At 65.4% G+C, this 23,157-nt stretch carries 23 protein-coding genes, 1 pseudogene and 1 riboswitch; of the genes and pseudogenes, 9 read left to right on the top strand and 15 right to left on the bottom strand.

Translation table 11 applies throughout. The annotated features are described in order from the left end of the window. Positions 1–178: 178 nt before the first annotated feature. The 3 genes from F2P45_RS02945 to F2P45_RS02935 form a co-directional block, all read right to left on the bottom strand. Positions 179–2,848: a class III lanthionine synthetase LanKC N-terminal domain-containing protein gene (locus F2P45_RS02945; protein WP_166870377.1), complete on the bottom strand. Its 2,670-nt coding sequence runs from the start codon at positions 2,846–2,848 to the stop codon at positions 179–181. An 8-nt stretch (positions 2,849–2,856) separates the two neighbouring features. Continuing rightward, entirely contained in the window at positions 2,857–3,231 is a 375-nt protein-coding gene (locus tag F2P45_RS02940) for a hypothetical protein (protein WP_166870375.1), read from the bottom strand. A gap of 74 nt (positions 3,232–3,305) precedes the next feature. Further along, positions 3,306–3,749, bottom strand: a complete 444-nt coding sequence (locus F2P45_RS02935) for a hypothetical protein (protein WP_166870373.1) — start codon at positions 3,747–3,749, stop codon at positions 3,306–3,308. 224 nt (positions 3,750–3,973) lie between these two features. Here F2P45_RS02935 and F2P45_RS02930 point away from each other — a divergent pair, with 224 nt between their 5' ends. Then, complete coding sequence (locus F2P45_RS02930) at positions 3,974–4,483, top strand: DUF4240 domain-containing protein (RefSeq protein WP_166870371.1); 510 nt, start codon at positions 3,974–3,976, stop codon at positions 4,481–4,483. Between the two features lie 47 nt (positions 4,484–4,530). On the opposite strand, the gene F2P45_RS02925 is transcribed toward F2P45_RS02930, so the two are convergent. The 9 genes from F2P45_RS02925 to thiC all read right to left on the bottom strand — a co-directional run bounded on the left by F2P45_RS02925 (position 4,531) and on the right by thiC (position 12,077). Next, the gene (locus tag F2P45_RS02925; RefSeq protein WP_166870370.1) at positions 4,531–5,637 is read right to left on the bottom strand and encodes an S-(hydroxymethyl)glutathione dehydrogenase/class III alcohol dehydrogenase; all 1,107 of its coding nucleotides are present in this window, start codon (positions 5,635–5,637) and stop codon (positions 4,531–4,533) included. A gap of 91 nt (positions 5,638–5,728) precedes the next feature. Next, entirely contained in the window at positions 5,729–6,139 is a 411-nt protein-coding gene (locus F2P45_RS02920) for a response regulator (protein ID WP_166870368.1), read from the bottom strand. A gap of 2 nt (positions 6,140–6,141) precedes the next feature. After that, entirely contained in the window at positions 6,142–6,732 is a 591-nt protein-coding gene (locus F2P45_RS02915) for a DNA-binding transcriptional response regulator (protein WP_166870366.1), read from the bottom strand. A 308-nt stretch (positions 6,733–7,040) separates the two neighbouring features. Beyond that, the gene (locus tag F2P45_RS02910; RefSeq protein WP_166870364.1) at positions 7,041–7,676 is read right to left on the bottom strand and encodes an ANTAR domain-containing response regulator; all 636 of its coding nucleotides are present in this window, start codon (positions 7,674–7,676) and stop codon (positions 7,041–7,043) included. A 36-nt stretch (positions 7,677–7,712) separates the two neighbouring features. Further along, complete coding sequence (gene thiE, locus F2P45_RS02905) at positions 7,713–8,360, bottom strand: thiamine phosphate synthase (RefSeq protein WP_166870362.1); 648 nt, start codon at positions 8,358–8,360, stop codon at positions 7,713–7,715. A 20-nt stretch (positions 8,361–8,380) separates the two neighbouring features. Continuing rightward, positions 8,381–9,118 carry a bifunctional hydroxymethylpyrimidine kinase/phosphomethylpyrimidine kinase gene (gene thiD / locus F2P45_RS02900; protein WP_166870699.1) on the bottom strand — a complete coding sequence of 246 codons (738 nt, stop codon included), beginning with the start codon at positions 9,116–9,118 and terminating at the stop codon, positions 8,381–8,383. A gap of 17 nt (positions 9,119–9,135) precedes the next feature. Beyond that, complete coding sequence (locus F2P45_RS02895) at positions 9,136–9,927, bottom strand: thiazole synthase (protein WP_166870697.1); 792 nt, start codon at positions 9,925–9,927, stop codon at positions 9,136–9,138. A gap of 21 nt (positions 9,928–9,948) precedes the next feature. Continuing rightward, complete coding sequence (gene thiS / locus F2P45_RS02890; RefSeq protein ID WP_370663203.1) at positions 9,949–10,161, bottom strand: sulfur carrier protein ThiS; 213 nt, start codon at positions 10,159–10,161, stop codon at positions 9,949–9,951. Between the two features lie 2 nt (positions 10,162–10,163). Beyond that, complete coding sequence (thiC, locus tag F2P45_RS02885) at positions 10,164–12,077, bottom strand: phosphomethylpyrimidine synthase ThiC (RefSeq protein ID WP_166870693.1); 1,914 nt, start codon at positions 12,075–12,077, stop codon at positions 10,164–10,166. An 80-nt stretch (positions 12,078–12,157) separates the two neighbouring features. Continuing rightward, positions 12,158–12,264, bottom strand: a riboswitch (TPP riboswitch). Between the two features lie 352 nt (positions 12,265–12,616). On the opposite strand from thiC, the gene F2P45_RS36960 reads away from it, so the two are divergent. The 8 genes from F2P45_RS36960 to F2P45_RS02845 all read left to right on the top strand — a co-directional run bounded on the left by F2P45_RS36960 (position 12,617) and on the right by F2P45_RS02845 (position 22,332). Next, on the top strand, positions 12,617–14,161 hold the full coding sequence (locus F2P45_RS36960) for a S8 family serine peptidase (RefSeq protein WP_308613277.1): 1,545 nt from the start codon (positions 12,617–12,619) through the stop codon (positions 14,159–14,161). A 211-nt stretch (positions 14,162–14,372) separates the two neighbouring features. Then, entirely contained in the window at positions 14,373–15,515 is a 1,143-nt protein-coding gene (locus F2P45_RS02875) for an MGDG synthase family glycosyltransferase (protein ID WP_229504897.1), read from the top strand. A 19-nt stretch (positions 15,516–15,534) separates the two neighbouring features. Further along, positions 15,535–16,134 carry an SRPBCC family protein gene (locus F2P45_RS02870; RefSeq protein ID WP_166870358.1) on the top strand — a complete coding sequence of 200 codons (600 nt, stop codon included), beginning with the start codon at positions 15,535–15,537 and terminating at the stop codon, positions 16,132–16,134. Between the two features lie 67 nt (positions 16,135–16,201). After that, complete coding sequence (locus F2P45_RS02865) at positions 16,202–19,012, top strand: valine--tRNA ligase (RefSeq protein WP_166870356.1); 2,811 nt, start codon at positions 16,202–16,204, stop codon at positions 19,010–19,012. Positions 19,013–19,446: 434 nt separating this feature from the next. Further along, positions 19,447–20,409 carry a hypothetical protein gene (locus tag F2P45_RS35415; protein WP_187367132.1) on the top strand — a complete coding sequence of 321 codons (963 nt, stop codon included), beginning with the start codon at positions 19,447–19,449 and terminating at the stop codon, positions 20,407–20,409. Between the two features lie 161 nt (positions 20,410–20,570). After that, positions 20,571–21,020 (top strand): DUF2147 domain-containing protein, encoded by a 450-nt coding sequence (locus F2P45_RS02855; RefSeq protein WP_166870354.1) that lies wholly within the window; start codon positions 20,571–20,573, stop codon positions 21,018–21,020. A gap of 151 nt (positions 21,021–21,171) precedes the next feature. Further along, positions 21,172–21,555 (top strand): VOC family protein, encoded by a 384-nt coding sequence (locus tag F2P45_RS02850; RefSeq protein WP_166870689.1) that lies wholly within the window; start codon positions 21,172–21,174, stop codon positions 21,553–21,555. 24 nt (positions 21,556–21,579) lie between these two features. Continuing rightward, positions 21,580–22,332 (top strand): hypothetical protein, encoded by a 753-nt coding sequence (locus tag F2P45_RS02845; RefSeq protein ID WP_166870352.1) that lies wholly within the window; start codon positions 21,580–21,582, stop codon positions 22,330–22,332. Positions 22,333–22,346: 14 nt separating this feature from the next. Here the strand turns inward: F2P45_RS02845 and F2P45_RS02840 are convergent, their stop codons facing one another. The 3 genes and pseudogenes from F2P45_RS02840 to F2P45_RS02835 all read right to left on the bottom strand — a co-directional run bounded on the left by F2P45_RS02840 (position 22,347) and on the right by F2P45_RS02835 (position 23,149). Beyond that, on the bottom strand, positions 22,347–22,613 hold the full coding sequence (locus F2P45_RS02840; RefSeq protein ID WP_187367131.1) for a hypothetical protein: 267 nt from the start codon (positions 22,611–22,613) through the stop codon (positions 22,347–22,349). Between the two features lie 111 nt (positions 22,614–22,724). After that, positions 22,725–22,859 (bottom strand): annotated as a pseudogene (locus F2P45_RS37450) (hypothetical protein); the annotation flags it as partial. Beyond that, on the bottom strand, positions 22,856–23,149 hold the full coding sequence (locus F2P45_RS02835) for a prolipoprotein diacylglyceryl transferase family protein (RefSeq protein WP_370663207.1): 294 nt from the start codon (positions 23,147–23,149) through the stop codon (positions 22,856–22,858). The gene F2P45_RS02835 and the pseudogene F2P45_RS37450, both read right to left, overlap by 4 nt. Between the last annotated feature and the right edge of the window lie 8 nt (positions 23,150–23,157).

Raw genomic sequence — 23,157 nt, 5'->3', positions numbered from 1 at the left:
CTATTTTTCTACTTGGCGGCGCGCTGGCGCGGCCTCGCTGAGCATAACTGTAGACGGGAGGGCAAGCGCGTTCCAGCGAGGGGCGATGGGCGGTCGATTTGGAGGAACAGGCGACCGGAATGCGCGACTGGCGCGCGCATCGGATGCAACGCAAGCCGGCAAGCCGGCTTGCAAGGGGCTATGGCAGCAGTGGAAAACCGAGCGCCGGGCCGCCCTCGCCCAGGCGCGCCAGGAAGTGCGCGACGCCGCCCATGCCGACCATCAGGTCGGCGGTCGGCGCCACCGGATCTTCGGCCAGCCACACCAGGCTGCCGTCGGCGCAGCGATGCCCCAGATGCACGATGGTGCCGGCCAGGGTGGCCGCCTTGTCGCGCCAGGCCGGCTCGCCCAGCGTCTGCGCCGCCTCCAGCAAGATCTCGCCGATCCCGGCCAGGCCGTGGCAGATGGTCAGGTTCGGTGCGCGCAGATGGGGATCGACGGCGTCCAGCGCGCGCCGCGCCAGCAGCGCCATGGCGGGGTCCCTGGTATGCCGGTAGGCGCGCAGAAACGTCAGCGCGATGCCCGGCGCGCCGTGGCACCACCAGTTCCACACGGCGCCCTGGCGGTCGCTGTAGTGCCACTGCAGCGCCGCCGTGCCGTCCACCGGCAAGGCATGCCCTTCGAGCCAGCGCAGGCCGCGCGCGGCACTGGCGCCGCTGGTGCGGTCATTGAAGCGGGCGCCATGCTCAAGCAGGAAAAACACCATGCCGGCCACGCCGTGGGCGAAGCCGCTCAGGGTTTCGCCGGACATGCCGGGCACGCCGTCGGGCATGACCCAGGAGCCATCGGGCGCCTGGGTCTCGGCCAGGTAGCGCGCGCAGCGCTGCGCCATGGCCAGCGGCGCGTGCGTGCCCAGGCTGTCGGCGCACATCATGGCGGCCAGGCCCTGGCCCGCCGCGCCGTGCGTGAGGTCGGGCCAGGTGATGGGCGCAGCGAACACGCGCTCGATCAGCTCGCCGATGCGCGGCGTGGCCGGCACCAGTCCGGCGCACACGGCTTCGGCGATGCCAACGGCCACGCCGGCGTCGCCGAAGTGCAGGCCCGGCATGCCGCGGTCGGGCGTGACGGCGTCCGACAGCAGCCAGTCGACCGCCTGTCCGAGCGCAGGCGCGGCGTCGCCGAGCGCGATGCCGGCGCGTTGCAGGCGCGCCAGCGCGTACACCACGCCCGCCACGCCGCGATTGGCGCCGCGCCGCAGTTCGTACGATGAGGCCTGTTCCTGGCCGCCGCCCGCATTCGCGATGCCCGCCGACAGCCACAGTCCCGAGTGCGGGTCGCGAAACGCGTGATGCAGCAGGCCGAGGCCCGCAGCGTGCGCGCAGGCTGCAAAGTCGATGGGCGCGGCCGGCGGCGTGGCGCCGGGCGCGCAGCCTGCGCGCAGGCCGGCCTCGTACGCCGCCAGCTGCTGCCCGATGGCGGCCAGCGCGGGCCGCGCCAGTGGGTCGTCGTCCACCCCGGCCAGCACCACGTCCAGAAGCGCATCGGGCACCGACGCGGCCAGGTGGCGCACGTTGCGCGCGCGCGAGTCGGCGCGCGCGAACAGGGTGCGGCGCGGATCGAGGCCGGTCAGGGCGAACAGGATCAGCGCCGCCACCGCATGGATGTCCTGGGCGAAGGTGGGCGCGGCGCCGGCTTCCTGTTCCGGCGCCATGAAGCCCGGCGTGCCCTTGCCGAACACGGGACTGGGGTCGCCCACATGCTGCGCGATCTCCAGGTCGAGCAGCCAGGTGTTGCCGTCGTCCCCGAGCCAGACGTTCGACACGCTCAGGTCGCGGTGCACGAAGCCGGCGCCGTGCAGCCGCTGCACGGCGCCGGTCAGCTGGCGCAGCGCGCCCAGCAGGCGCAGTTGTCCGGCGCGGCCGGCCGCGCTCCAGGGGCCGCGTTTCAGGGTCGCCTGGACCACGCTTTCGAGGTCGGCGCCCGCCAGGTACGCCATCGGCAGATAGCCGTCGCCCTCGACCTCGAAGTACGGATCGCACGCCGGCACCGGCACCAGGCCTTCGAGGCGCGCGTGGATTTCGCCCTGGCGCCGCAGGCGCACCCGGATGTCGCGCCCGTGGATGTCGGACAGGCAGTGCTTGCGCCCTTCCTTGATCACCCGTGCGGCCACGCTGTCCTGCGAGCTGGCCAGGATCGCCAGGTAGACATTGCCCTTGGCATGCTGCTTGATGACGTCCACCAGCACATAGCCGGGGCCGAAGGTGGCGGGACCGCCGGCGCGGCGCGCGGCGGTGGCGGGTACGCCGTCGAACGGGCACGCGGCGAACGACGGCGCCACGAAAGGCTGGGTGTAGGCGTCGGCAATGAGTTCTCCCGCGCCGTCGCGGATGTACAGATGGTGCTGGCCGAGCAGGTCGCGCTCGACGATGGTGTTGAAGCCGCCGTAGCGCGCGTACACCAGGTTCCCGAGCGCCATGTCGGACGTGATCACGGGGCCGTTGAAGCCCCGCGTGGCCGCTACCAGCTGCGCGGCGAGCGCGCTGGCGGCGGCGTCGTCGGCCGGGTAGATGGTGCAGAATTTGCCGACCTGGGTGGCGCCCAGGCCGCCTTCGTTGAGCAGTCCCAGGATGGTGGCGTCCCTGGCGATCTTGAACGGCACCTGGCTGGCGCGCAGGACGGGAAGGATGGCCTCCAGCAGGGCGTGCGCCTCGGCCGGCACGCTCGAGACGTGCAGCTTCCAGCCTTGCACGCGCTCGCTGCGGCCGGCCTTGAGCCAGACGCCGCCGGTCGTGGGCGAGAAGCCCGCTTGACGCAGATGGTCGTGGTAGGTAGTGGTGTCCGGCAGTGCGCTGTCAGGTGATGGATTCATGGCTTGGCTCATTTCCAGACGAAGAAGCGCGATTCGAAGTTGGTGGTGAAGCCGCAGCTGTCGCCGCAGGTATTGCCGCAACTGAACTCGGTGCAGGTGACGTCGCAGGTCGAGCCGCCGCAAGTGACGCCGCCGCAGGTGTACGAGGTGCAGGAACAGGTGTATCGGGGGCCGCAGGCTTGCAGCACGCGGTCGCGCTCCATCAGCGCGCTGGCGTCGGCGATGAAGGCGCGCGGATCGACGGCGCCCATCGCGCGCCGCGTGGCGTCATCGAGGTAGGGCAGCGTGGCCAGCGCGGCGGCCGGGTCGCTGAGGAAGGTCTGAAACAATTCTGCGTTGCCACGCAGCTCGCCGACCAGGCGGGCGAAGGTCGTTCTGTCCATGGCGGACTCCTTGTTCGGGTGGTGCGGGGCCGGGAAGCGACGCGCCGCAGCGGAGCAGCGCGCCGCCTTGCCGCTTAGCGGTTCCAGGCTGCCGGATTGATGACCACATTACCCATGTCGGTAAAGTTGGTGGTGTAGCCGCAGCTTTCGCCGCAGGTGTTGTCGCAGCTGCTAGAACAGGTATTGCCGCAGCGTTGCAATGCGCCGCTCACGCGCGAGAAGTAATCGACGGCGGGCGTGCTGACCGCCATCTCGGCGGTCAGGTTGGTGGTGTAGCCGCAGCTGCCGCCGCAGGTGTTGTCGCAGCTGCTGGAGCAGGTATTTCCGCAAGCGCGCAAGATGCCGACGGCGCGCGCGATCAGGCCAGCCGGATCCTGGCCCACCAGCGCGCCTTTGGCCTGGCGGTCAAGATCGCTTACCTGGGCGATGATGGTTTCCGGCGTAAAGATCAACTGATGGAAAAATGCGGGATCGGCTTTGGCCTTTTCGACCAGGCTCTGGAATACTTTGGGATCCATTTGAAACCTCCACAAGACGAAGCACTACAGGGGGTGCACTTGCAAATTGGCTAAGGACGTACGGCACCCCGGGAAGTTCAATATAGGTCGGCGCGACGGCGCGGTTTTTGATCATGCCCAAACCCGGACTTGCGCACGACGGTGTCCGGCCTGGGCTGCCTTTCAGCGGCGGCGGCAGCTCCGTTAGAATGCCTGCTGGCATACATTTCACTAGGGAGATGAACTTGGACAAGAAGAATTTCTGGAAATTGATCGATGCATCGCGCCTGGCTGCGGACAACGACCCTGAAGCGCAAGTCGACACGCTGGGCGAGCTGCTGTTGCAGCTGGAAGCGGACGAGATCGTCGAATTCGACCGTCTCATGGCCGAGCACGTCAATCGCGCGTATCACTGGGATCTATGGGCGGCGGCCTACATCATCGGCGGCGGCTGCTCGGACGATGGCTTCATGGATTTCACGGGCTGGCTGATCGGCAAAGGCGAACAGGTGTTCGAGACCGCGCTGCGCGATGCGGACAGCCTGGCCGGCGTGGTCGACGAGATCGACGACGAATGCCAGGTCGAGGGAATCCTGTACGCGCCCGGCAAGGCATGGGAGGAAAAAACCGGGCGTCCGGGCGACGACTTCCCGCAGCACACGTATGCGTTCCAGAATGGTCCGCATGGCGAAAGCTGGGACGAAGACGCCGTCGACGCCAGGCTGCCGCGCCTGGCCGCCAGGTTCAACGGCTGATTGACGGCAGGGAGCGCCGGACCCGCGCCGGATCCGGCGCGTTTGCGTTAGTAAAGCACGACCGAGCGGATCGACTCGCCGCTCTTCATCAGGTCGAAGCCTTCGTTGATGCGTTCGAGCGGCAGGCGGTGCGTGATCAGGTCGTCGATATTGAGCTTGCCTTCCATGTACCAGTCGACGATCTTCGGCACGTCGGTGCGCCCGCGCGCGCCGCCGAAGGCGGAGCCTTTCCATACGCGGCCGGTGACCAGCTGGAACGGACGGGTCGAAATCTCCTGCCCCGCCGCCGCCACGCCGATGATGATCGACTGGCCCCAGCCCTTGTGCGACGATTCGAGCGACTGGCGCATGGTGGTCACGTTGCCGATGCACTCGAAACTGTAGTCGGAGCCGCCGTCGGTGAGCCCGATGATCGTGTCGACCACGTTCTCCACCTTGGACGGGTTGATGAAGTGGGTCATGCCGAACTTGCGCGCCATCGCTTCGCGCTCGGGGTTCAGGTCCACGCCGATGATCTTGTCGGCGCCGACCATTTTGGCCGCCTGGATCACGTTCAGGCCGATGCCGCCCAGGCCGAACACCACCACGTTGGCGCCCGCTTCCACCTTGGCGGTAAACAGCACCGCGCCCACGCCGGTGGTCACGCCGCAGCCGATGTAGCAGATCTTGTCGAACGGCGCGTCGGAACGCACCTTGGCCAGCGCGATCTCGGGCACCACGATGTAGTTCGAGAAGGTCGATGTGCCCATGTAGTGGTAAATCGGCTTGCCGTCGATCGAGAAGCGGCTGGTCGCGTCGGGCATCAGCCCGCGGCCCTGGGTCGAGCGGATCGACTGGCACAGATTGGTTTTCTGCGACAGGCAGAATTTGCACTGGCGGCATTCGGGGGTGTACAGCGGGATGACGTGATCGTCCTTGCGCAGGCTGGTCACGCCGGGTCCGACGTCGACCACCACGCCGGCGCCTTCGTGCCCGAGGATGGAGGGGAAGATCCCTTCGGGATCGGCGCCGGAGAGGGTGTAGTAATCGGTGTGGCAAATGCCGGTGGCCTTGATTTCGACCAGTACCTCGCCCGCGCGCGGGCCTTCCAGGTCGACTTCTTCAATCGTCAGCGGCTGGCCCGCCTTCCATGCAATCGCTGCCTTGGTTTTCATGTTGTTCCTGTCCCTCAGATGATCGGATTGCGCCGCAAGGGCGCAGTTTCGCCATCATATCAAGCCAGGGACAAGCGTGCATATTTGCGCGTCAGGCCACCGTCAGCGCATGCTGCTCCCACAGCGCATGCAGCTGCCCGGTCAGGCGCAGCGGCATCAGGGGTTTGGGAATGACCCCGATCGCGCCCACCTCGGCATAGCGCGCAATGTCGGCCTCCGCCGTCAACCCGGTCACGAACAGCGCCGGCGTGTGGGCCAGGTGCGGTATCCGGCGCAGCATGGCCAGGGTCGCCAGGCCGTCCAGTTCCGGCATCATCACGTCCAGCAAAATCAGGTCGGGCTTGAAATGCATCGCGGCCAGCAGCGCTTCGCGCCCCGAACCGCAGTCGCGCACGTCGAATTTGCCGATCACTTCCAGCACCAGCTTGGCCGTGGTGCGCACGTGCAGGTCGTCTTCGACGTACAGGATCGATTTCAGGCTGTGGTTCGTGTCGGTGTGCATGGCTAGTCCCCCGCCGCCACGCACGGTGCAATCCCGAGCATGGACGAAATGGTGCTCCACAGCTGGCGCGGCGAGGTCCACGGCTTGGGCAAAAAGGCGCGCACCGGGTCGCGCGCGTCGGGCAGGCGCGCCGAGTACACCAGCAGGGGCGTGGTCAACAGCTCGGGCATGAGCGCGCGGCCGTCGCCGTCGGACAGGCCGGGGTCGAGCACCACCAGCGAAAACAGCTGGGTAGCGAGCACGCGGCGCGCTTCGGCGATGGTGGCCACGTGGGTCACGTTCGCTTCCGGCATCAAGAGGGTGGACAGCACCAGTGCGGTCTTTTCGTCGCTGTCGATGTGCAGCACGCGCGGCGCGTTGCGGGCAGCGCCGGCGCCGTCGCCGTGGTCGTCGGCGCGCGGCCGGGCCGTGAGCACCAGCGCCGCATCCATCATGGGCGCGCTCAGGCGCGGTGCGTCGGCATCGATGCCGATGAAGGTCGGGCCGGTCGGCCAGCGCCGCGGGGTGTGGGAAAACAGGGTGCGGCGCTCTTTGGCGACGAATTGCGCGGGAGCGGCGGAAACGCAGAGTTTGTAGTTAGCGGTCGCTTTCATGGCGACATCCTTTCTGAACCGGTTCGATCGATATCCGGACGTGGCGGCGCAACAACGCACAGGGCAAAGGCGCAACGACATCAGGGGAACAATCGGCGGAGCTGGGCCGAAAACATCTATCGGCCGCAGGGGAAAGGCGGCGCTGAAAAAGGGGCGGACGCGAGCGGGTCAGGGCTCAATCACGCAAGAAACTGTGTGAACAAACTGCAATTCACGCGTTTAGTGTAGCAAATATTTGCTCTACGGGAACAGTTCACGAGAAATTTTTATTGGAAAGCGTCCGCAATGCGCAACGCCTTCATGCGCAATCACTTGGCCTTGAGACGATTGGCAAATCCGGAGTGCAAACTGTTCAATGTTTCTTCAGCGGCAAGCAGCTGGTCGGCCACTTCGTTGATCTTGCGCCGGCTTGAACGCGCATGGTCGCGCAGCACTTCGAAGGCGGTGTTGCGGTCGGTCTGGAACTTGCCCATCAGCAGGCCCACGGCCAGGCTGGTCTCGCGCCCGGCGGCCAGCGCCGCGTTCAGGTTCAATTCGGTGCGGCGCAGCTCGCGGATATCGTCGGCGCGCGCCAGACCGGCTTCGAAGGCCGGCATCAGGCGCTCGGCGTCGACCGGCTTGACCAGGTAGCCCAGCGCGCCATAGGCGGCGGCCTGCCTGGTCGATTCGCTGTCGCCGATGGCCGACAGGAACATGAACGGCACCGTGGTGTGGGTCTTGAGGTGGTGCGCCAGTTCCAGCCCGCTCATGCCGGGCATGGTGATGTCGAGCAGGGCCATGTCGGGCTCGCCGGCGGCGATCTGCTGCAGCGCTTCTTCGCCGGACGATGCGGTCACGGTGTCGTAACCGGCGTGGCCGATGACTTCATTGAGAAACTGCAGGAGCAGCGGGTCGTCGTCGACGATGAGGATGCGACGTTTCGCGACAGGGGCGGAATTTGGCACGGCAGTCCTTTTACGCTGGGAAGAAGTGTAAAAAGATTATACGGCCCCGGTCACGTTCGCGCACGCTTTCCGCTGCGCGCCGAACAAGGCATCGAACGCGCGCGCGCTGGCCGTGGGATCAAGGCTGGCATACACCGAGGTGATCGCCGCGACCATGTCGGCGCCGCGATCGACCAGCGGCGCCGCGTTCTCGGGCGTCATGCCGCCGATGACCACCAGCGGCAGCGCGAGCTGGCTGCGCGCCTCCAGCAAGATATCGGGCTCGGTGGTGAAGCTGTAGCGCTTGACCGGGGACGGATAGAAGCCGCCGAAGGCGGCGTAGGTGGCGCCATCGCGTTCGGCCGCGCGCGCCAGGGCCAGGTCGCCGTAGCAGGAGGCGCCGACGATCTTGTTCGGCCCCAGCACGGCGCGCACCTTCGCCACGCTGGCGTCCGTGCCGCCCACGTGCACGCCGTCGGCGCCGAGCGTCAGGCACAGCTCAAGATGGTCGTTGATCACCAGCGGCCGGCCGTAGCGGCGGCACAGGGCCAGCAGCGCCGCGCCCTGGCGCCGGCGCAGATCCGGGCTGGCGTCCTTGTGGCGGTACTGGACCAGCGCCACCCCGCCATCGAGGGCGGCGCGGGTGCAGTCGAGCAGTCTTTCGGTATCGTCCCAGTTGGGGGTGACCAGGTAAAGTCCGCGCATGGGGAGTGTCGCTTTCAGTGTCATAGTAAGGAAGGTAAGCGCTGTGGAATGCGCTGCCCGGCGCCGATCGGGAACGATTGGGCCAGGCTTTGATGGGTATAGGACTGGCCGCGTTCGAGGGCGTCCTGCATCGATTCGCCCAGCGCGAGACGGGCGGCAATCGCCGCGGCCAGGGTGCAGCCGCTGCCGTGGAACTCGCCGGGCAGGCGCGGCCAGCGCCACTCCTGTTGGTGATCCCCAGCGCGCCAGCGGTTGACCACCTCCGGCCCGTCGCCATGGCCGCCGGTGACCAGCACGTGCGGGCACGCGAGCGGGCCGAGGGCGGCCGCTTCGCGCAGGTTCGGCACCACCAGGGTGGCCACGGCCAGCAAAGGCGCAAGGGCCGCCAGCGCGTCGCCGCGCGAAAGCAGATCGCCATGGCCGCTGGCCAGCACCGGGTCGAGCACCACCTGCAAGGCGGGATCGCGCCGGCGCAGCTGATTGACCAGCGCGGCGATCGCTTCGGCGTTGGCGCGGTTGCCGGGGATGCCGAGTTTGACGGCGCCAATCTGCACGCTGTCGATCAGCGCCTGCGCCTGGCGCGCCAGCAGGCCGGGGTCGACCGGTACGACCTCGTACACCCGGTTATGGTCCTGCACCGTCAGCGCGGTGACCACTGGCAGCGCGTGCGCACCCTGCGCCGCGATCGCGCTCAGGTCGGCCGCGATGCCGGCGCCGCCCGACGGATCGAGACCGGCGAACACCAGCACCAGCGGCATGGATGCGCTTGCCCCTGTCACGCGACTTTGCCGGTCACGGGCGACGACGGCACGGCGGCGAAGCGCTTGGGCATGCGCCCGGCCAAAAAGGCTTCACGCCCGGCCCGCACCGCCAGGCGCATGGCGCCGGCCATGCGCACCGGATCGCGCGCGCCGGCAATGGCGCTGTTCATCAACACGCCGTCGCAACCGAGTTCCATGGCAATCGCCGCGTCCGACGCGGTGCCCACGCCGGCGTCGACCAGCACCGGCACCTTGGCCTGCTCGATGATCAGCTGCAGGTTCCAGGGGTTGAGGATGCCCATGCCCGAGCCGATCAGGGACGCGAGCGGCATCACCGCCACGCAGCCGATTTCTTCGAGCAGGCGCGCCTGGATCGGATCGTCGCTGCAGTAGACCATGACGTCGAAGCCGTCCTTGACCAGCGCTTCGGCCGCGACCAGGGTTTCGGGCATGTGCGGGAACAGGGTTTTTTCGTCGCCCAGCACTTCGAGCTTGACCAGATTGCGCCCGCCCAGCAGCTCGCGCGCCATCTGCAAGGTGTAGACCGCATCCCTGGCGTTGTAGCAGCCGGCCGTGTTGGGCAGGATGGTGTACTGGTCGGGCGGCAGCACGTCCAGCAGATTGGGCGCGTTGCGGTCCTGGCCGATGTTCACGCGGCGGATCGCCACGGTAATGATTTCGGCCTGCGCGGCATCGGTCGCCTCGCGGGTTTGCGCCAGGTCGCGGTACTTGCCGCTGCCGACCAGCAGGCGCGAATTGTAGGTCTTGCCTGCGATGGTCAGCAGGTCCTGCTTGTTCTCGTTCATGTTCATTGTGGATTCCTTTTGTCAGCCGCCGCCGATGGCGCGCACGATCTCGATTTTGTCTTGCGCCAGCACGGCGCGTTGCGGCCATTGCTGGCGCGGCACCACCTGGCGGTTGACCGCCAGCGCCATGGCCTGCCCGGGCGGCAGGCCAAGTTCCTCGACCAGGTCGAGCAGGGAGGCGCCCGGCGCCACGCGCCGCGCCTCGCCGTTGACTTCGATCTCGATCTCGATCACGGTCACACCTTTTTATAGAGCTCACCGCCCTGGCGCACGAATTCGATGGCTTTCACTTCCATCCCCTGGCGCAGCGCGCTTTGCTCGCTCACGTTCATGGTGGCGGCGTAGTCGCGAACTTCCTGGGTGATCTTCATCGAGCAAAAGTGCGGACCGCACATCGAGCAGAAATGCGCCACCTTGGCCGAATCCTTCGGTAAGGTCTCGTCGTGGAATTCGCGCGCCTTGTCCGGGTCCAGGCCCAGGTTGAACTGGTCGTCCCAGCGGAATTCGAAGCGCGCTTTCGACAGCGCGTTGTCGCGGATCTGCGCACCCGGATGGCCCTTGGCCAGGTCGGCCGCGTGGGCCGCGATCTTGTAGGTGATGATGCCGTCCTTGACGTCGTCCTTGTTCGGCAGGCCCAGATGCTCTTTCGGGGTGACGTAGCACAGCATGGCGGTGCCGTACCAGCCGATCATGGCCGCGCCGATGCCGGAGGTGATGTGGTCGTAGCCGGGGGCGATATCGGTCGTCAGCGGTCCCAGGGTATAGAACGGCGCTTCGCCGCACTGGTCCAGCTGCAGGTCCATGTTCTCTTTGATCAGCTGCATCGGCACGTGGCCCGGGCCTTCGATCATGACCTGCACGTCGTGCTTCCAGGCGACCTGGGTCAGCTCGCCCAGGGTTTTCAGTTCGGCCAGTTGCGCTTCGTCGTTGGCGTCGTAGATCGAGCCCGGACGCAGGCCGTCGCCGAGGCTGAACGAGACGTCGTAGGCTTTCATGATGGCGCAGATGTCTTCGAAGTGGGTGTACAGGAACGATTCCTTGTGATGCGCGAGGCACCACTTGGCCATGATCGAGCCGCCGCGCGAGACGATGCCGGTCAGGCGCGAGGCGGTCATCGGCACGTAGCGCAGCAGCACGCCGGCGTGGATGGTGAAGTAGTCGACGCCTTGCTCGGCCTGTTCGATCAGGGTGTCGCGGAAGATCTCCCAGGTCAGGTCTTCGGCCTTGCCGTTGACCTTTTCCAGCGCCTGGTAAATCGGCACGGTGCCGATCGGGACCGGGCTGTTACGGATGATCCATTCGCGCGTTTCGTGAATGTGCTTGCCGGTCGACAGATCCATGACGTTGTCGGCGCCCCAGCGGATCGCCCAGGTCATTTTTTCGACTTCCTCGCCGATCGACGAGGTCACGGCCGAATTGCCGATGTTGGCGTTGATCTTGACCAGGAAATTGCGGCCGATGATCATCGGCTCGACTTCCGGGTGGTTGATGTTGGCCGGGATGATGGCGCGGCCGCGGGCGATTTCTTCGCGCACGAATTCGGCGGTGATGGTGTCGGGGATGGACGCGCCGAACGACTGGCCCGGATGCTGGCGTCCCAGCAGCTGCGCGCTGCGCTTGCCCATCGGGCCGGACGCTTCAAGCTCTTGCAGGTATTCCTGGCGGCGCAAGTTTTCGCGGATCGCCACGTATTCCATTTCGGGCGTGATGATGCCGCGCCGCGCGTAGTGCATCTGCGTCACGTTGGCGCCTTCGAGCGCGCGGCGCGGGGTGCGCTGCAGCTGGAAGCGCAGCGCGGCCAGGGCCGGATCGTCCAGGCGCGCCTGGCCGTAGGCGGAGCTGGGGCCGGCCAGTTGTTCAGTGTCGCCGCGTTCCAGGATCCACGGCAGGCGCGGCGTGCCCAGGCCCGAGCGGATGTCGATGGTCGCTTCCGGATCGGTGTACGGGCCGGAGGTGTCATATATATACACGGGCGGATTCGGTTCGGCGCCGAAGGAGGCGGCGGTGTCGGACTGGCTGACGGCGCGCATCGGCACGCGCAGGTCGGCGCGGCTGCCCTGGGCATAGACTTTACGCGAATTGGGAAAAGGCGCGATCGCCGCTTCATCCACCGTAGCGGTGGCGGAATCGAATTTGAGGGGGGCTTTCAGCGGTGCGTTCATGTGGCTCCATTGCGTGCAGGAGCCAGCAAAGGAGTCGGAGTCCGGGATTGCGGCCGTGACGGCGCACCCATGGAACTGCCTGGCTTCCCTTCGCTGGCATTATCCAGATCAGGTTCAGAGGGTGTTTCTCACCCGCGCCTCGCATATGCGATTTGCAGGACCCCTAGCGTGTGCCGCCTTGCGGCAGCGAGCGCAATTATACCCCCTGATAGGCCCGACAACATGGCTTTTTCGGCACGCCAGGGCGTGGCTTGCCTGCCATGATTGCCGTTGCGGCCAGACTGTTGCAATGGGAAGCGCAAAACAATATCACCAATTCTCACATGCCGCAGTGAGCGCACGGCGAAAATTGTAGTTTCCCAGAGAAAACAACGTTTATCTCAAGAGTACAAGTATCTCGGTTGATTCCTCCAGTCGTTCCCCAATACACTGGATTTCTGGTCCGCAGGGCGAGTCGTTCTGCAATGCCTGCGGCAACCTTGAAACGATCCTTCCGGAGAACTGCCATGATGCACACCGAGCCTGAAATGTCCCCAATCGCCAGCGCGGTCAAACTGTTATTGGCCGCTGTTGCCATCGGCGTCGTCACGCATGCCTCGGCGGCGGCGGATACCACGCGCGTGATCGTGGCCTTCAAACCCGGCAAGGCGGCCATCGTCAAGGCGGCGGTATCCGGCGCGCACGGCGCGGTCAAGCACGAGATCCACGGCATGAATGCGATGGCGATCGAGGTGCCGGCCCAGGCCCTGCAAGGTTTGCTGCGCAATCCGAACGTGGAATACATCGAGGAAGACGTGGTGCGCAAGGCCTTCGCCCTGACCTCGGCGTCGACCGGCACGCCGTACGCCACCGGCCAGCTGGTCCCGTACGGGATCAAGATGGTGCAGGCCGACCTGCTGCCGGATGCGAATGCCGCCAACCGCAAGGTGTGCATCATCGATTCCGGCTACGAGCGCGCGCATGAAGACCTGGGCGCCAACAGCGTCGCCGGCGAGTACGACGCCGGTACCGGCAACTGGTACACCGACGAAAACCACCACGGCACGCACGTCGCGGGCACCATTGCGGCGATCAACAACAGCGGCACCGGCGTGGTCGGCGTGACCGCCAACCGCCTCTTGAAACTGCACATCGTGAAGGTGTTCGGCGCCGCTGGCTGGGCCTATTCCTCGACCCTGGCGACGGCCGCCAACAAGTGCGGCGGCGCCGGCGCGAACGTGATCAGCATGTCGCTCGGCGGCGCGCGCGCCAGCAAGACCGAGCAGCGCGCTTTCGACGCGCTGGCCGCCAAAGGTGTCTTGAGCATCGCCGCCGCCGGCAACGATGGCAACACGGTGGTGTCGTACCCGGCCGGCTACGCCAGCGTGATGATGGTCGGCGCGCTGGACGAGAACAAGGCCTGGGCCAGCTTCTCGCAGTACAACAGCAAGGTCGAAATCGCCGCTCCCGGCGTGGGCGTGCTCTCGACCGTGCCGATGAACAGCGGCAGGACGCCGGCCCTGACGGTGGGCGCCACCGTGTACGCGCCGGGCTCCATGGACGGTTCCCCGGTCAGGACTGCCACCGCGCCGCTGGCCGACTTCGGCCTGGGCGACAAGACCAATGCCGCCGTCTCGGGCAAGGTGTGCCTGATCGCGCGCGGCAGCATCGATTTCGCCACCAAGGTTGCCAACTGCCAGAACAGCGGCGGCGTGGGCGCGGTGGTGTACAACAATGTCGCCGGTGCGTTTAGCGGCACGGTCGGCACGGCCACCTTGATTCCGTCGGTATCGGCATCAAGCACCCAGGGCGCGCAGCTGAAAACACAGTTGGGCCAGAGCGCCACGGTGGCGGTCACGCCGGCCAGCTACGCCTACTTCGACGGCACCTCGATGGCGACGCCGCACGTGTCGGCGGTGGCGGCGCTGGTGTGGAGCTACTTCCCGACCTGCAGCGGAACGCAAATCCGCAACTCGCTCGGCAGGAGCGCGCTCGACCTGGGCACGGCGGGACGCGACACCAAGTTCGGTTTTGGCCTGGTGCAGGCAAAAGCCGCCTACGACCGCATCAAGTTACTGGGTTGCGGAAGCTGATCTGACGCAGGACCGTGCAGAGATGGTACGCTGATAAACTTTTGGGGACCTCGAAAAACCTACTGCGCGGCGTCATTTTCGCACTGCGATGCTCACCGTACCTTCGTACGGTTGCGCTTCTCGTACGAAACTGACACCGCTCGCTACGGTTTTTCGAGGCCCCCGCTTGTTTATCCGGGGCGCGCCGCGCCCCTTCCCATCTCAGGCACGTATGACCAAAAAGATTTTGCTGTTAAGCGTTTCCGCCGGCGCCGGCCATATGCGCGCGGCCGAGGCGATTCGCGCCGCCGCCAACGCGGCGCCGGGCGACGTCGAAGCGACCCACCTGGACGTGATGGACTACGTCCCTTCCGCCTTTCGCAAGATGTACACCGAGTTTTACCTCAAGCTGGTGAACAAGGCGCCGGCGCTGTGGGGCTACCTGTACCAGGCCAGCAACGACGCCCGCCCGGACAGCACCATGCAGCAGCTGCGGCGCGGCCTCGAACGCCTCAATACGCGCGCGCTGATGAGCGCCATCGACGAGGCGCAGCCGGACGCCATCGTCTGCACCCACTTCCTGCCGGCCGAAATCCTGGCGCGCGCGATCCGCAAGCGCGGCTTCACCACCCCGGTGTGGGTGCAGGTGACCGACTTCGACCTGCACCGCATGTGGGTGCACGAGAACATGGCCGGCTACTTCGCCGGCAACGAAGAAGTCGCCTACCGCATGCGGCGCTGCGGCATTGCGCCCGAACGCATCCACGTGACCGGCATTCCGATCATGCCGGCCTTCGGCCAGACGTTAGAACGCGCCGCCTGCGCGCGCGAGTTCGGACTCGATCCGACAAGCACCACCTTCCTGCTGATGGGCGGCGGTGCCGGCCTGGGCAGCCTGGAGACGGTGGCCGAACGCCTGCTGGCCCTGGAGGGCAGCTTCCAGCTGATCGTTTTGGCCGGCAAGAACGCCAAGGCGCTGGCCGCGCTCAAGCTTTTGGAAGCGCGCTTTCCGGGACGCTTGCTGGCGCAGGGATTTACCGACAAGGTGGAACGCCTGATGGCGTGCGCGGACCTGGTCATCACCAAGCCGGGCGGGCTGACAAGTTCGGAATGCCTGGCCATGGGCCTGCCGATGATCGTCAATTCGCCGATTCCGGGGCAGGAAGAGCGCAACGCCGATTACCTGCTCGAACAGGGCGTCGCGCTCAAGGCGGTCGACGGCCCGACCCTGGAATACCGCATCGCGCACCTGCTGGCGCATCCCGGCCAACTGGCGGCCATGAGCGCGCGCGCACGTACCCTGGGCCGCGCGCATGCCGCCGGCGAGGTGCTCGGCCATGTACTGGGCACGCCGCTCCGCACGCCCTCCAATTGATGACATTGAAAAAAGCACGATGACCAAACACTTATTCGCCGCAACCCTGTTCAGCACCTGCGCCGGCGCGTTGGCCGACACCGGCATCGACACCGCCAAACTCACCGAAACCGGCGTCGCCCTGGCCGACGTCAGCAAGGCCGGACAGCCCGGCAAGGCCTTCATGGCCGCCACCATCATCAACGCCCCGGTGCCCAAACTGTGCGCGATGATCCAGGATTACGCCGCCTACCCGTCGTTCATGCCGAACGTGGACAAGGTGGCGGTGGTGCGCAAGGACGACGCGGCGCAGGTCGACATGACGCTCAAGCTGCCGCTCGGGAAGGTGAAAAAATACCGCCTGCGCATGGAGCCGAAGGTGTCGGCCGCGCAGTGCCAGCTGAGCTGGAAAATGCTGCCCTGGCCGGGCGTGAAGGAAGAGGAAGCGATTGCCGACACCACCGGCTACTGGCTGCTGGCGCCGCACGCGCCTGACAAGAACAAGACCGTGGTCAAGTACATGGTCTACACCGATCCGGGGCCGGTGCCGGTGGGATTGGGCTGGATCGTCGACAGCATGAGCCGCGGAAGCATGCCCAAGACACTGGAAGCGCTGCGCCAGCGCGCCGCCGCCCAATAGCTGCCCATCCCGGCTGCGCCCCGTCCTCCTCTATAATGAACGTTTTCGCAAAAATACACGACAAACCATGGAATTAGACAAATCTTTCGAGCCCGCCGATATTGAACGCTACTGGCGCGCGGAGTGGGAAAAACGCGGCTACTTCGCCGCGACCACCGACGCCGACAAGCCGTCGTTTTGCATCCAGCTGCCGCCGCCGAACGTCACCGGCACCCTGCACATGGGCCATGCGTTCAACCAGACCATCATGGATGGCCTGACCCGCTACTACCGCATGCGCGGCTTTAACACCGCCTGGGTTCCGGGCACCGACCATGCCGGCATCGCCACCCAGATCGTGGTGGAGCGCCAGCTCGACGCGCAGAAAGTCTCGCGCCACGACCTGGGCCGCGAGAAGTTCGTCGCCAAAGTCTGGGAATGGAAAGAAAAGTCGGGCAACATCATCACCGGCCAGATGCGCCGCATGGGCACCTCGCCCGACTGGGCGCGCGAATACTTCACCATGGACGAACCGCGCTCGAAAGTCGTGACCGACGTGTTCGTGCGCCTGTTCGAGCAGGGCCTGATCTACCGCGGCAAGCGCCTGGTGAACTGGGACCCCAAGCTGGGCACGGCCGTATCCGACCTGGAAGTGGTGTCGGAAGAAGAAGACGGCTCGATGTGGTACATCCGCTATCCGTTCGTGGACGGCAGCGGCCATCTGACGGTGGCCACCACGCGTCCTGAAACGCTGCTCGGCGACGTCGCCGTGGCGGTCGATCCGACCGACGAGCGTTACGAAGCGATGGTCGGCAAGATGCTCAAGCTGCCGCTGACCGAGCGCGAAATCCCGATCATCGCCGACGAATACGTCGACAAGGCCTTCGGCACCGGCTGCGTGAAGATCACCCCTGCGCACGACCTGAACGACTACGCCGTCGGCCAGCGCCACAAGCTGCCGATGATCTGCGTGATGACGCTCGACGCCAAAATGAACGAGGAAGCACCGCAAGCCTACCGTGGCCTGGACCGCTTTGTCGCGCGCAAAAAAATCGTGGCCGACCTCGATGCGCAAGGCCTGCTGCAGGAAGTCAAGCCGCACAAGCTGATGGTGCCGCGCGGCGACCGCACCGGTGTCGTGATCGAGCCGATGCTGACCGACCAGTGGTTCGTGGCGATGACCAAGCCGGCGCCGGAAGGCACTTTCTTCCCGGGTAAATCGATCGCCGAAGTGGCGCTCGACAAAGTCGCCAGCGGCGAAATCAAGTTCGTACCCGAGAACTGGAACACCACCTACAACCAGTGGCTCAACAACATCCAGGACTGGTGCATTTCGCGCCAGCTGTGGTGGGGCCACCAGATCCCGGCATGGTACGACGATGCCGGCAATATCTTTGTCGCCAAGACCGAAGAAGAAGCCAAGGCCAAGGCGCTGGCGGCCGGCGTGACGGCGCCGCTGCGCCGCGACGACGACGTGCTCGATACCTGGTTCTCGTCGGCGCTGGTGCCCTTCTCCACCATGGGCTGGCCGCAAGAGACGGTCGACCTCAAGACCTTCCTGCCGTCGTCGGTGCTGGTGACGGGCTTCGACATCATCTTCTTCTGGGTGGCGCGCATGGTCATGATGACCGCGCACTTCACCGGCAAGGTGCCGTTCGAGACCGTGTACGTGCATGGCCTGGTGCGCGATTCGAGCGGGCAGAAGATGTCCAAGTCGAAGGGCAATACGCTCGACCCGATCGACCTGATCGACGGTATCGACGTGGAAGCGCTGGTCGAAAAGCGCACCACCGGCTTGATGAACCCGCGCGACGCCGAAAAGATCGCCAAGGCCACGCGCAAGGAATTCCCGGCGGGGATTGCAGCCTACGGCACCGATGCTGTGCGCTTCACCATGGCCAGCTACGCTTCGCTGGGCCGCAACATCAACTTCGACCTGGGCCGCGCCGAGGGCTACCGCAACTTCAACAACAAGCTGTGGAACGCCACCCGCTTCGTGCTGATGAACACCCAGGAGAAGGATTGCGGCGTGCCGGCCGATACCGACCTGTCGCAGGGCGACCGCTGGATTTTGTCGACCATGCAGCGCGCCGAGATGGAAGTGGCCAAGGGCTTCGACGACTACCGCTTCGATAACATCGCCTCGGCCATCCACAAGTTCGTGTGGTACGACTACTGCGACTGGTACCTCGAAATGGCCAAGGTCCAGATCCAGCACGGCACCGAAGGCCAGCAGCGCGCTACCCGCAACACCTTGCTGCGCGTGCTGGAAGTGATCCTGCGCCTGGCGCATCCGATCATTCCGTTCGTGACCGAAACGCTGTGGCAGACCGTCGCGCCGCTGGCCGGCAAAACGCTCAACCCGGCGGGCGACTCGATCATGGTGCAGCCGTACCCGGAAGCCAATCCGGCGCTCATCGACGAGCGCGCGGAAGAGTGGATGGTCCAGCTCAAGGCGCTGACCGACGGCACCCGTACCCTGCGCGGCGAAATGAAGCTGCCGGAGTCGATGCGCGTGCCGCTGATCGTCGAAGCGGCAGATAGCGCCGACCGGGCGCGCCTGGAAAGCTATGCGGCTTACGTGCAGACCCTGGGCAAGCTGTCGGAAGTGAACATCGTCGACACCTTGCCGGAATCGCCGGCGGCGGTGGCGGTGGTGGGCGCGACCAAGCTGATGCTGAAGGTGGAGATCGATGTCGCCGCCGAGCGTGAGCGCATGTCGAAGGAAATCGCGCGCATCGAAGGCGAAATCGCCAAGGTGAACGGCAAGCTGGGTAACGAAAGCTTCGTGGCGCGCGCGCCCGAGGCGGTTGTTGCGCAGGAAAAAGAGCGCCTGGTGGCGTTCTCGGCCACCATCGAGAAGCTGCGCGAGCAGCTGGCCAAGCTGCCGACAGCGTAAGCTGTCGCAACGGTACAGCGCGCTTTTGATTCCAGCAGGAAGAAAAGGCGCGCTGTACGTACCAGAAAAAATGTCAAGTTGAAAATAGAGACTGTCTTATTCAGTTAACATTTGACAATATTTTTCCGATAAGAACTTAAATTTTCTCTATACTATCGTTCTTTGGTGAGTCGGATCCAGTCCCGCTATTGGTTCTCCGATTAACACCTGCGATGTCCCTGATTTGTTCCCGTTGATCGATGCCTGCCATCGACAGCCACCCTGTTACCCGTTTCCGTGCGCCTGCACAGATCCGGCGTTCCCAGCGCGCATAACAACATCATTCACCGGTTGACGCCGGCACGCAGACAAGCAACTTGTGCAAGAGCGCGGCATGGCCGTATGGGATACCCATCGGCTGGCGCGAGCACGACGAATTTTTGAAGAGGAATTACATGAAACAATCAGCTTATGCCATCGCCCTGTCCAGCGTCCTGATCACCGGTTGCGGCGGCGGATCGTCCGATCATTCGACCGCACCGGCCATGGCGCCGGCGGCGCCGGTGGTCGTGGTCCCGGCGCCTGCGCCTGCGCCGGCTCCCGTGGTGACGCTGGAGCCGGTCGTCGTCGCGCCCGCACCGGTGGTCATCCCGGAACCGATGCCGGTCCCTGCTCCTGTACCAGCACCGACGCCCGCTCCTGTGCCTGTGCCCGCTCCTGTGCCCGTGCCTGTGCAGGTACCAGCGCCCTCCCCTGCACCGGCGCCAGCGCCAGCGCCAGCGCCAGTTTCCACCACATCGACGTCCGCCTCGGCCTCCTTCGCCGACTGCTTCCAAGTAACACCGGGCACGCAATACACAACGTCGAATACCTACACCCATGTGGTTGTCAAAGAGATGTTCGAGGGTGTCATGGCCTACGGCATCATGGAACTGCGCGATAACGGCGCGCGCCGTGGCGGCCCCTACTTCGTAACGGACAACAATGCCTACCGGATGGTGGGCGTGGGCCAATACGATACGAGCGGCGTCCAGAAGGGCAAGGACGTGTTTTCCAAGGAAGCGTCATTCCCGCTGACGATGGTGCCGGGCCAGACGGCCATGGCCAACTTCACCAGCACGAGCACCAGCTGGCGCCTGGAATTCGACAAGTCCGGTGCAGCGAGCACGGTGACCAGCACCGACGTCGCAACGCTGTCCGATGAATTGACATTCGTCGGCTTCGACACGATTACGCTCGCTGGCCGCACGTTCGCAAACGCGTGCAAGATAGCCTCGCCAGGCTCGGTTGCAGGCCAGATATCGATGGCATGGCGCGCGAAAGGCTTTGGCTGGATCCGCACCGAAGAGCAAACCGTCCAGGGCGCGCTGGTGCCCGGCACGCGCGTCGAGATCGTCAAGATCATCGCGGCGCCCTGATTTCACTGACGCCTGCCCCACCCGGGCGCAGGCGTCGGCGTGCATCGCTTTTCCTCCCGTCCCGGTAAAGCTCACACAACCTGATACAAAGTTGTGGAGTCACTGCAAAGCCAGTTTGCTACACTAGCAACGCTGGACAAACCAACAATACTGGAGACACCATGAAAGCACTGACAACAGCCACCCTGATCGCCGCCATGCTGGCCATGACGCCGGCAATGGCGCAGGAAACAGCGTCCCCGGTCGGCCTGTGGAAGAACATCGATGACGTGACCGGCAAGCCGAAGGCGCTGATCCGCATCAGCGAGAACAACGGCGAGATCCAGGGCAAACTGGAAAAACTGTTCCGCCCCGAAGGCACCGAGCAGAATCCCAAGTGCAACAAGTGCGAAGGCGTCAACAAGGACCAGCCGATCCTCGGCATGACCTTCATGAGCGGCCTGAAAAAAGAAGGCGACGAATACACCGGCGGCCAGATCCTCGACCCGGACAACGGCAAAGTCTACAAGAGCAAGCTGAAAGTCGTCGAAGGCGGCAAGAAGCTCAACGTGCGCGGCTACGTCGGCATGCCGATGTTCGGCCGCTCCCAGGTCTGGGTGCGCGAAGAGTAAGCCCCTCCCGCGCGTCCTGCGCATTCTGTACGATGGCGGTCAAGATTGTTGCTGATCGCCAAGCGCTCCTCTGATATTATTCAAAGCATAAGGTTGCCATCGCATACATGGCAGCCTTTATCACGTTAACTCACTATTGGACCTGGACATGATCATCGACCATCTTGGCTTTAAGGTAAGTAACTATGAGGAGAGCAAAGCCTTCTTCGGCAAGGCGCTGGCGCCGCTCGGCATTTCCTTGATCACCGAAGTCAAAGGCTGGGCGGGGCTGGGCAAGAACGGCAAGCCGGAATTCTGGTTCGGCCAGGGCGGACCGGCGCTGGGCGGTCCGGCCCGGTGCCAGATGCATGTGGCCTTCGCGGCCGAGAGCCGCGAACAGGTGCGCCAGTTCCACGCCGCCGCGCTCGAAGCGGGCGCCAGCGATAACGGCGCGCCGGGCATCCGCGCACACTATCATCCGGACTACTACGGCGCCTTTGTCATCGGACCCGATGGCCACAATATCGAAGCGGTGTGCCACACGCCTGAAGCCTGACGCGCAGTCCCGCCGATGTCGCGCATGAGAAGACGTGTCCCCGTGCCGCAGCGCGAGCGCGACATCGCCCGCCTGCGCGGCAAGCTAGAACGCGACAGCTATCCGCGCTTGCAGATGCTGCTGCTGGTCACGCTGACCGGCGCGGCGGGCTTTCTGGCTTCATTTTTGCTGCTGCTGGCCGGACTGCGTGCCATGTGGCTGCGCTACCCGGCATCGATCGCCATTGCGTATGCGGTCTTCCTGATGCTGCTGTGGATCTGGCTGCGCTGGCGCGGCGACGAGGGTGGCGATGCATCTGTCGACCTGAGCCCGTCCGGGCGCGGCTCGGGCGACTCCTACTGCGGCAACGGCGGCAGCTTCGACGGCGGCGGCGCGAGCGGCAATTACGAGCCGTCCGGTAACGGCTTGTTCGACAGTGTCGGCGACGGCGCGCTCGACGCGGTCGGCAGCGCGGAAGACCTGCTCATTCCACTTGCGCTGCTGGCGGCGATTTGCGCCGCCAGCAGCGCCGCCGTTTTCATGATGTTTTCGCTGGTGTCGTCGGCGCCGCTGCTGTTCGCCGAGCTGCTGGTCGACGGGCTGCTGTCGGCCAGCCTGTACCGGCGCCTGCGGGGCCTGGACCGCGCCCACTGGATCGAACCGGCCATCCGCCGCACCCGCTGGACATTCCTGGCCACCGCCGTGACGGTGGCCGTGCTGGGAGCCGGGATGGCACTGTACGCACCGGGCGCCCATTCGCTCGGGGAAGTCATCGCCATCAAACGCTCACCACGCTGACGCCGACGCGCATGCTAGCGCGCCCCGATCGGAATGACCTTGCGCGTCCCCTTGCGCTGCGCGCTCTGCTGCGCGAAGTGGATGCATGATTTTTTCAGCGCGGGCACATCGAGCGAATATGCGTCCATGAACTGCACGATCAGCGCGCGGAACACGTTCTCGTAACCGAGGCCGGCTGGCGCGTCGATCAGCGGCAGGCAGCACATCGACTCCGACAGGCAGTTAGCCTGCGACTCGGGCGAATGATTGGTCGCGAACAGCTTGAAGATATGTTCCTTCATGCTTTTTTCAGCGTCTCGTCGCGCTCGAAGACGATGGTGTTGCCGCTGCCTTCGACCAGCGTTTGCGGATCGAGGTAGCGCGTCAGCGGCACCGCCTACGCGTTCGGCGCCGTGCGCGCTGCACCACTTGTCCATGAAGACATCGCTGCCCTTGAAGATGATCTTGGCCTCGACCGGATGCAGGCAGCTCGAACACACCGAGGTGGTGGTATCGTAAAACAGGTAGCGACGGGTTTTCCGGCTCATGGTTCGATCGCTTTCAGTGGCGCCGGCACGCCGAGCTGCCTGGCGAGCAAGGGCAGATAACAGAGCAGCGCGGCCAGGCACACCAGCTGCACGCCGCCCATGCCCGCGCCGTAATCGTAGCGCAGCGGCTTGATGGCGTCGATGGCGAGGCGCCAGGCCAGGTAGCCGGACAAGAACAGCTTGAACATCAGGCCCGGCTTGTCGCGCCAGCGCGCGCGCAGCGCCAGCAGCAGGTCGTCCCACGCGAGCACGAACAGGATGTCATAGAGCTGGGTGGGATGGCGCGCAATGCCGTCGC

It is taken from the genome of Massilia mucilaginosa, assembly GCF_011682145.1.
Classification (GTDB): domain Bacteria; phylum Pseudomonadota; class Gammaproteobacteria; order Burkholderiales; family Burkholderiaceae_D; genus Telluria_A; species Telluria_A mucilaginosa.
The sequence above is the reverse complement of the archived record's forward strand: the minus strand, read 5'-3'. Positions and strand labels throughout refer to the sequence as shown.

Excerpts from the sequence above, each read along its gene's own strand:
- F2P45_RS36960 (WP_308613277.1), top strand. The coding sequence starts at position 12,617 with ATGTCCCCAATCGCCAGCGCGGTCAAACTGTTATTGGCCGCTGTTGCC.
- thiD (WP_166870699.1), bottom strand. The coding sequence starts at position 9,118 with ATGCCGCTGGTGCTGGTGTTCGCCGGTCTCGATCCGTCGGGCGGCGCC.
- F2P45_RS02915 (WP_166870366.1), bottom strand. The coding sequence starts at position 6,732 with ATGAAAGCGACCGCTAACTACAAACTCTGCGTTTCCGCCGCTCCCGCG.
- F2P45_RS02925 (WP_166870370.1), bottom strand. The coding sequence starts at position 5,637 with ATGAAAACCAAGGCAGCGATTGCATGGAAGGCGGGCCAGCCGCTGACG.
- thiE (WP_166870362.1), bottom strand. The coding sequence starts at position 8,360 with ATGCGCGGACTTTACCTGGTCACCCCCAACTGGGACGATACCGAAAGA.
- F2P45_RS35415 (WP_187367132.1), top strand. The coding sequence starts at position 19,447 with ATGAAACAATCAGCTTATGCCATCGCCCTGTCCAGCGTCCTGATCACC.
- F2P45_RS02865 (WP_166870356.1), top strand. The coding sequence starts at position 16,202 with ATGGAATTAGACAAATCTTTCGAGCCCGCCGATATTGAACGCTACTGG.
- F2P45_RS02940 (WP_166870375.1), bottom strand. The coding sequence starts at position 3,231 with ATGGACAGAACGACCTTCGCCCGCCTGGTCGGCGAGCTGCGTGGCAAC.
- F2P45_RS02945 (WP_166870377.1), bottom strand. The coding sequence starts at position 2,848 with ATGAATCCATCACCTGACAGCGCACTGCCGGACACCACTACCTACCAC.
- F2P45_RS02870 (WP_166870358.1), top strand. The coding sequence starts at position 15,535 with ATGACCAAACACTTATTCGCCGCAACCCTGTTCAGCACCTGCGCCGGC.
- F2P45_RS02845 (WP_166870352.1), top strand. The coding sequence starts at position 21,580 with ATGAGAAGACGTGTCCCCGTGCCGCAGCGCGAGCGCGACATCGCCCGC.
- F2P45_RS02920 (WP_166870368.1), bottom strand. The coding sequence starts at position 6,139 with ATGCACACCGACACGAACCACAGCCTGAAATCGATCCTGTACGTCGAA.
- F2P45_RS02840 (WP_187367131.1), bottom strand. The coding sequence starts at position 22,613 with ATGAAGGAACATATCTTCAAGCTGTTCGCGACCAATCATTCGCCCGAG.
- F2P45_RS02895 (WP_166870697.1), bottom strand. The coding sequence starts at position 9,927 with ATGAACGAGAACAAGCAGGACCTGCTGACCATCGCAGGCAAGACCTAC.
- F2P45_RS02855 (WP_166870354.1), top strand. The coding sequence starts at position 20,571 with ATGAAAGCACTGACAACAGCCACCCTGATCGCCGCCATGCTGGCCATG.
- F2P45_RS02875 (WP_229504897.1), top strand. The coding sequence starts at position 14,373 with ATGACCAAAAAGATTTTGCTGTTAAGCGTTTCCGCCGGCGCCGGCCAT.
- F2P45_RS02935 (WP_166870373.1), bottom strand. The coding sequence starts at position 3,749 with ATGGATCCCAAAGTATTCCAGAGCCTGGTCGAAAAGGCCAAAGCCGAT.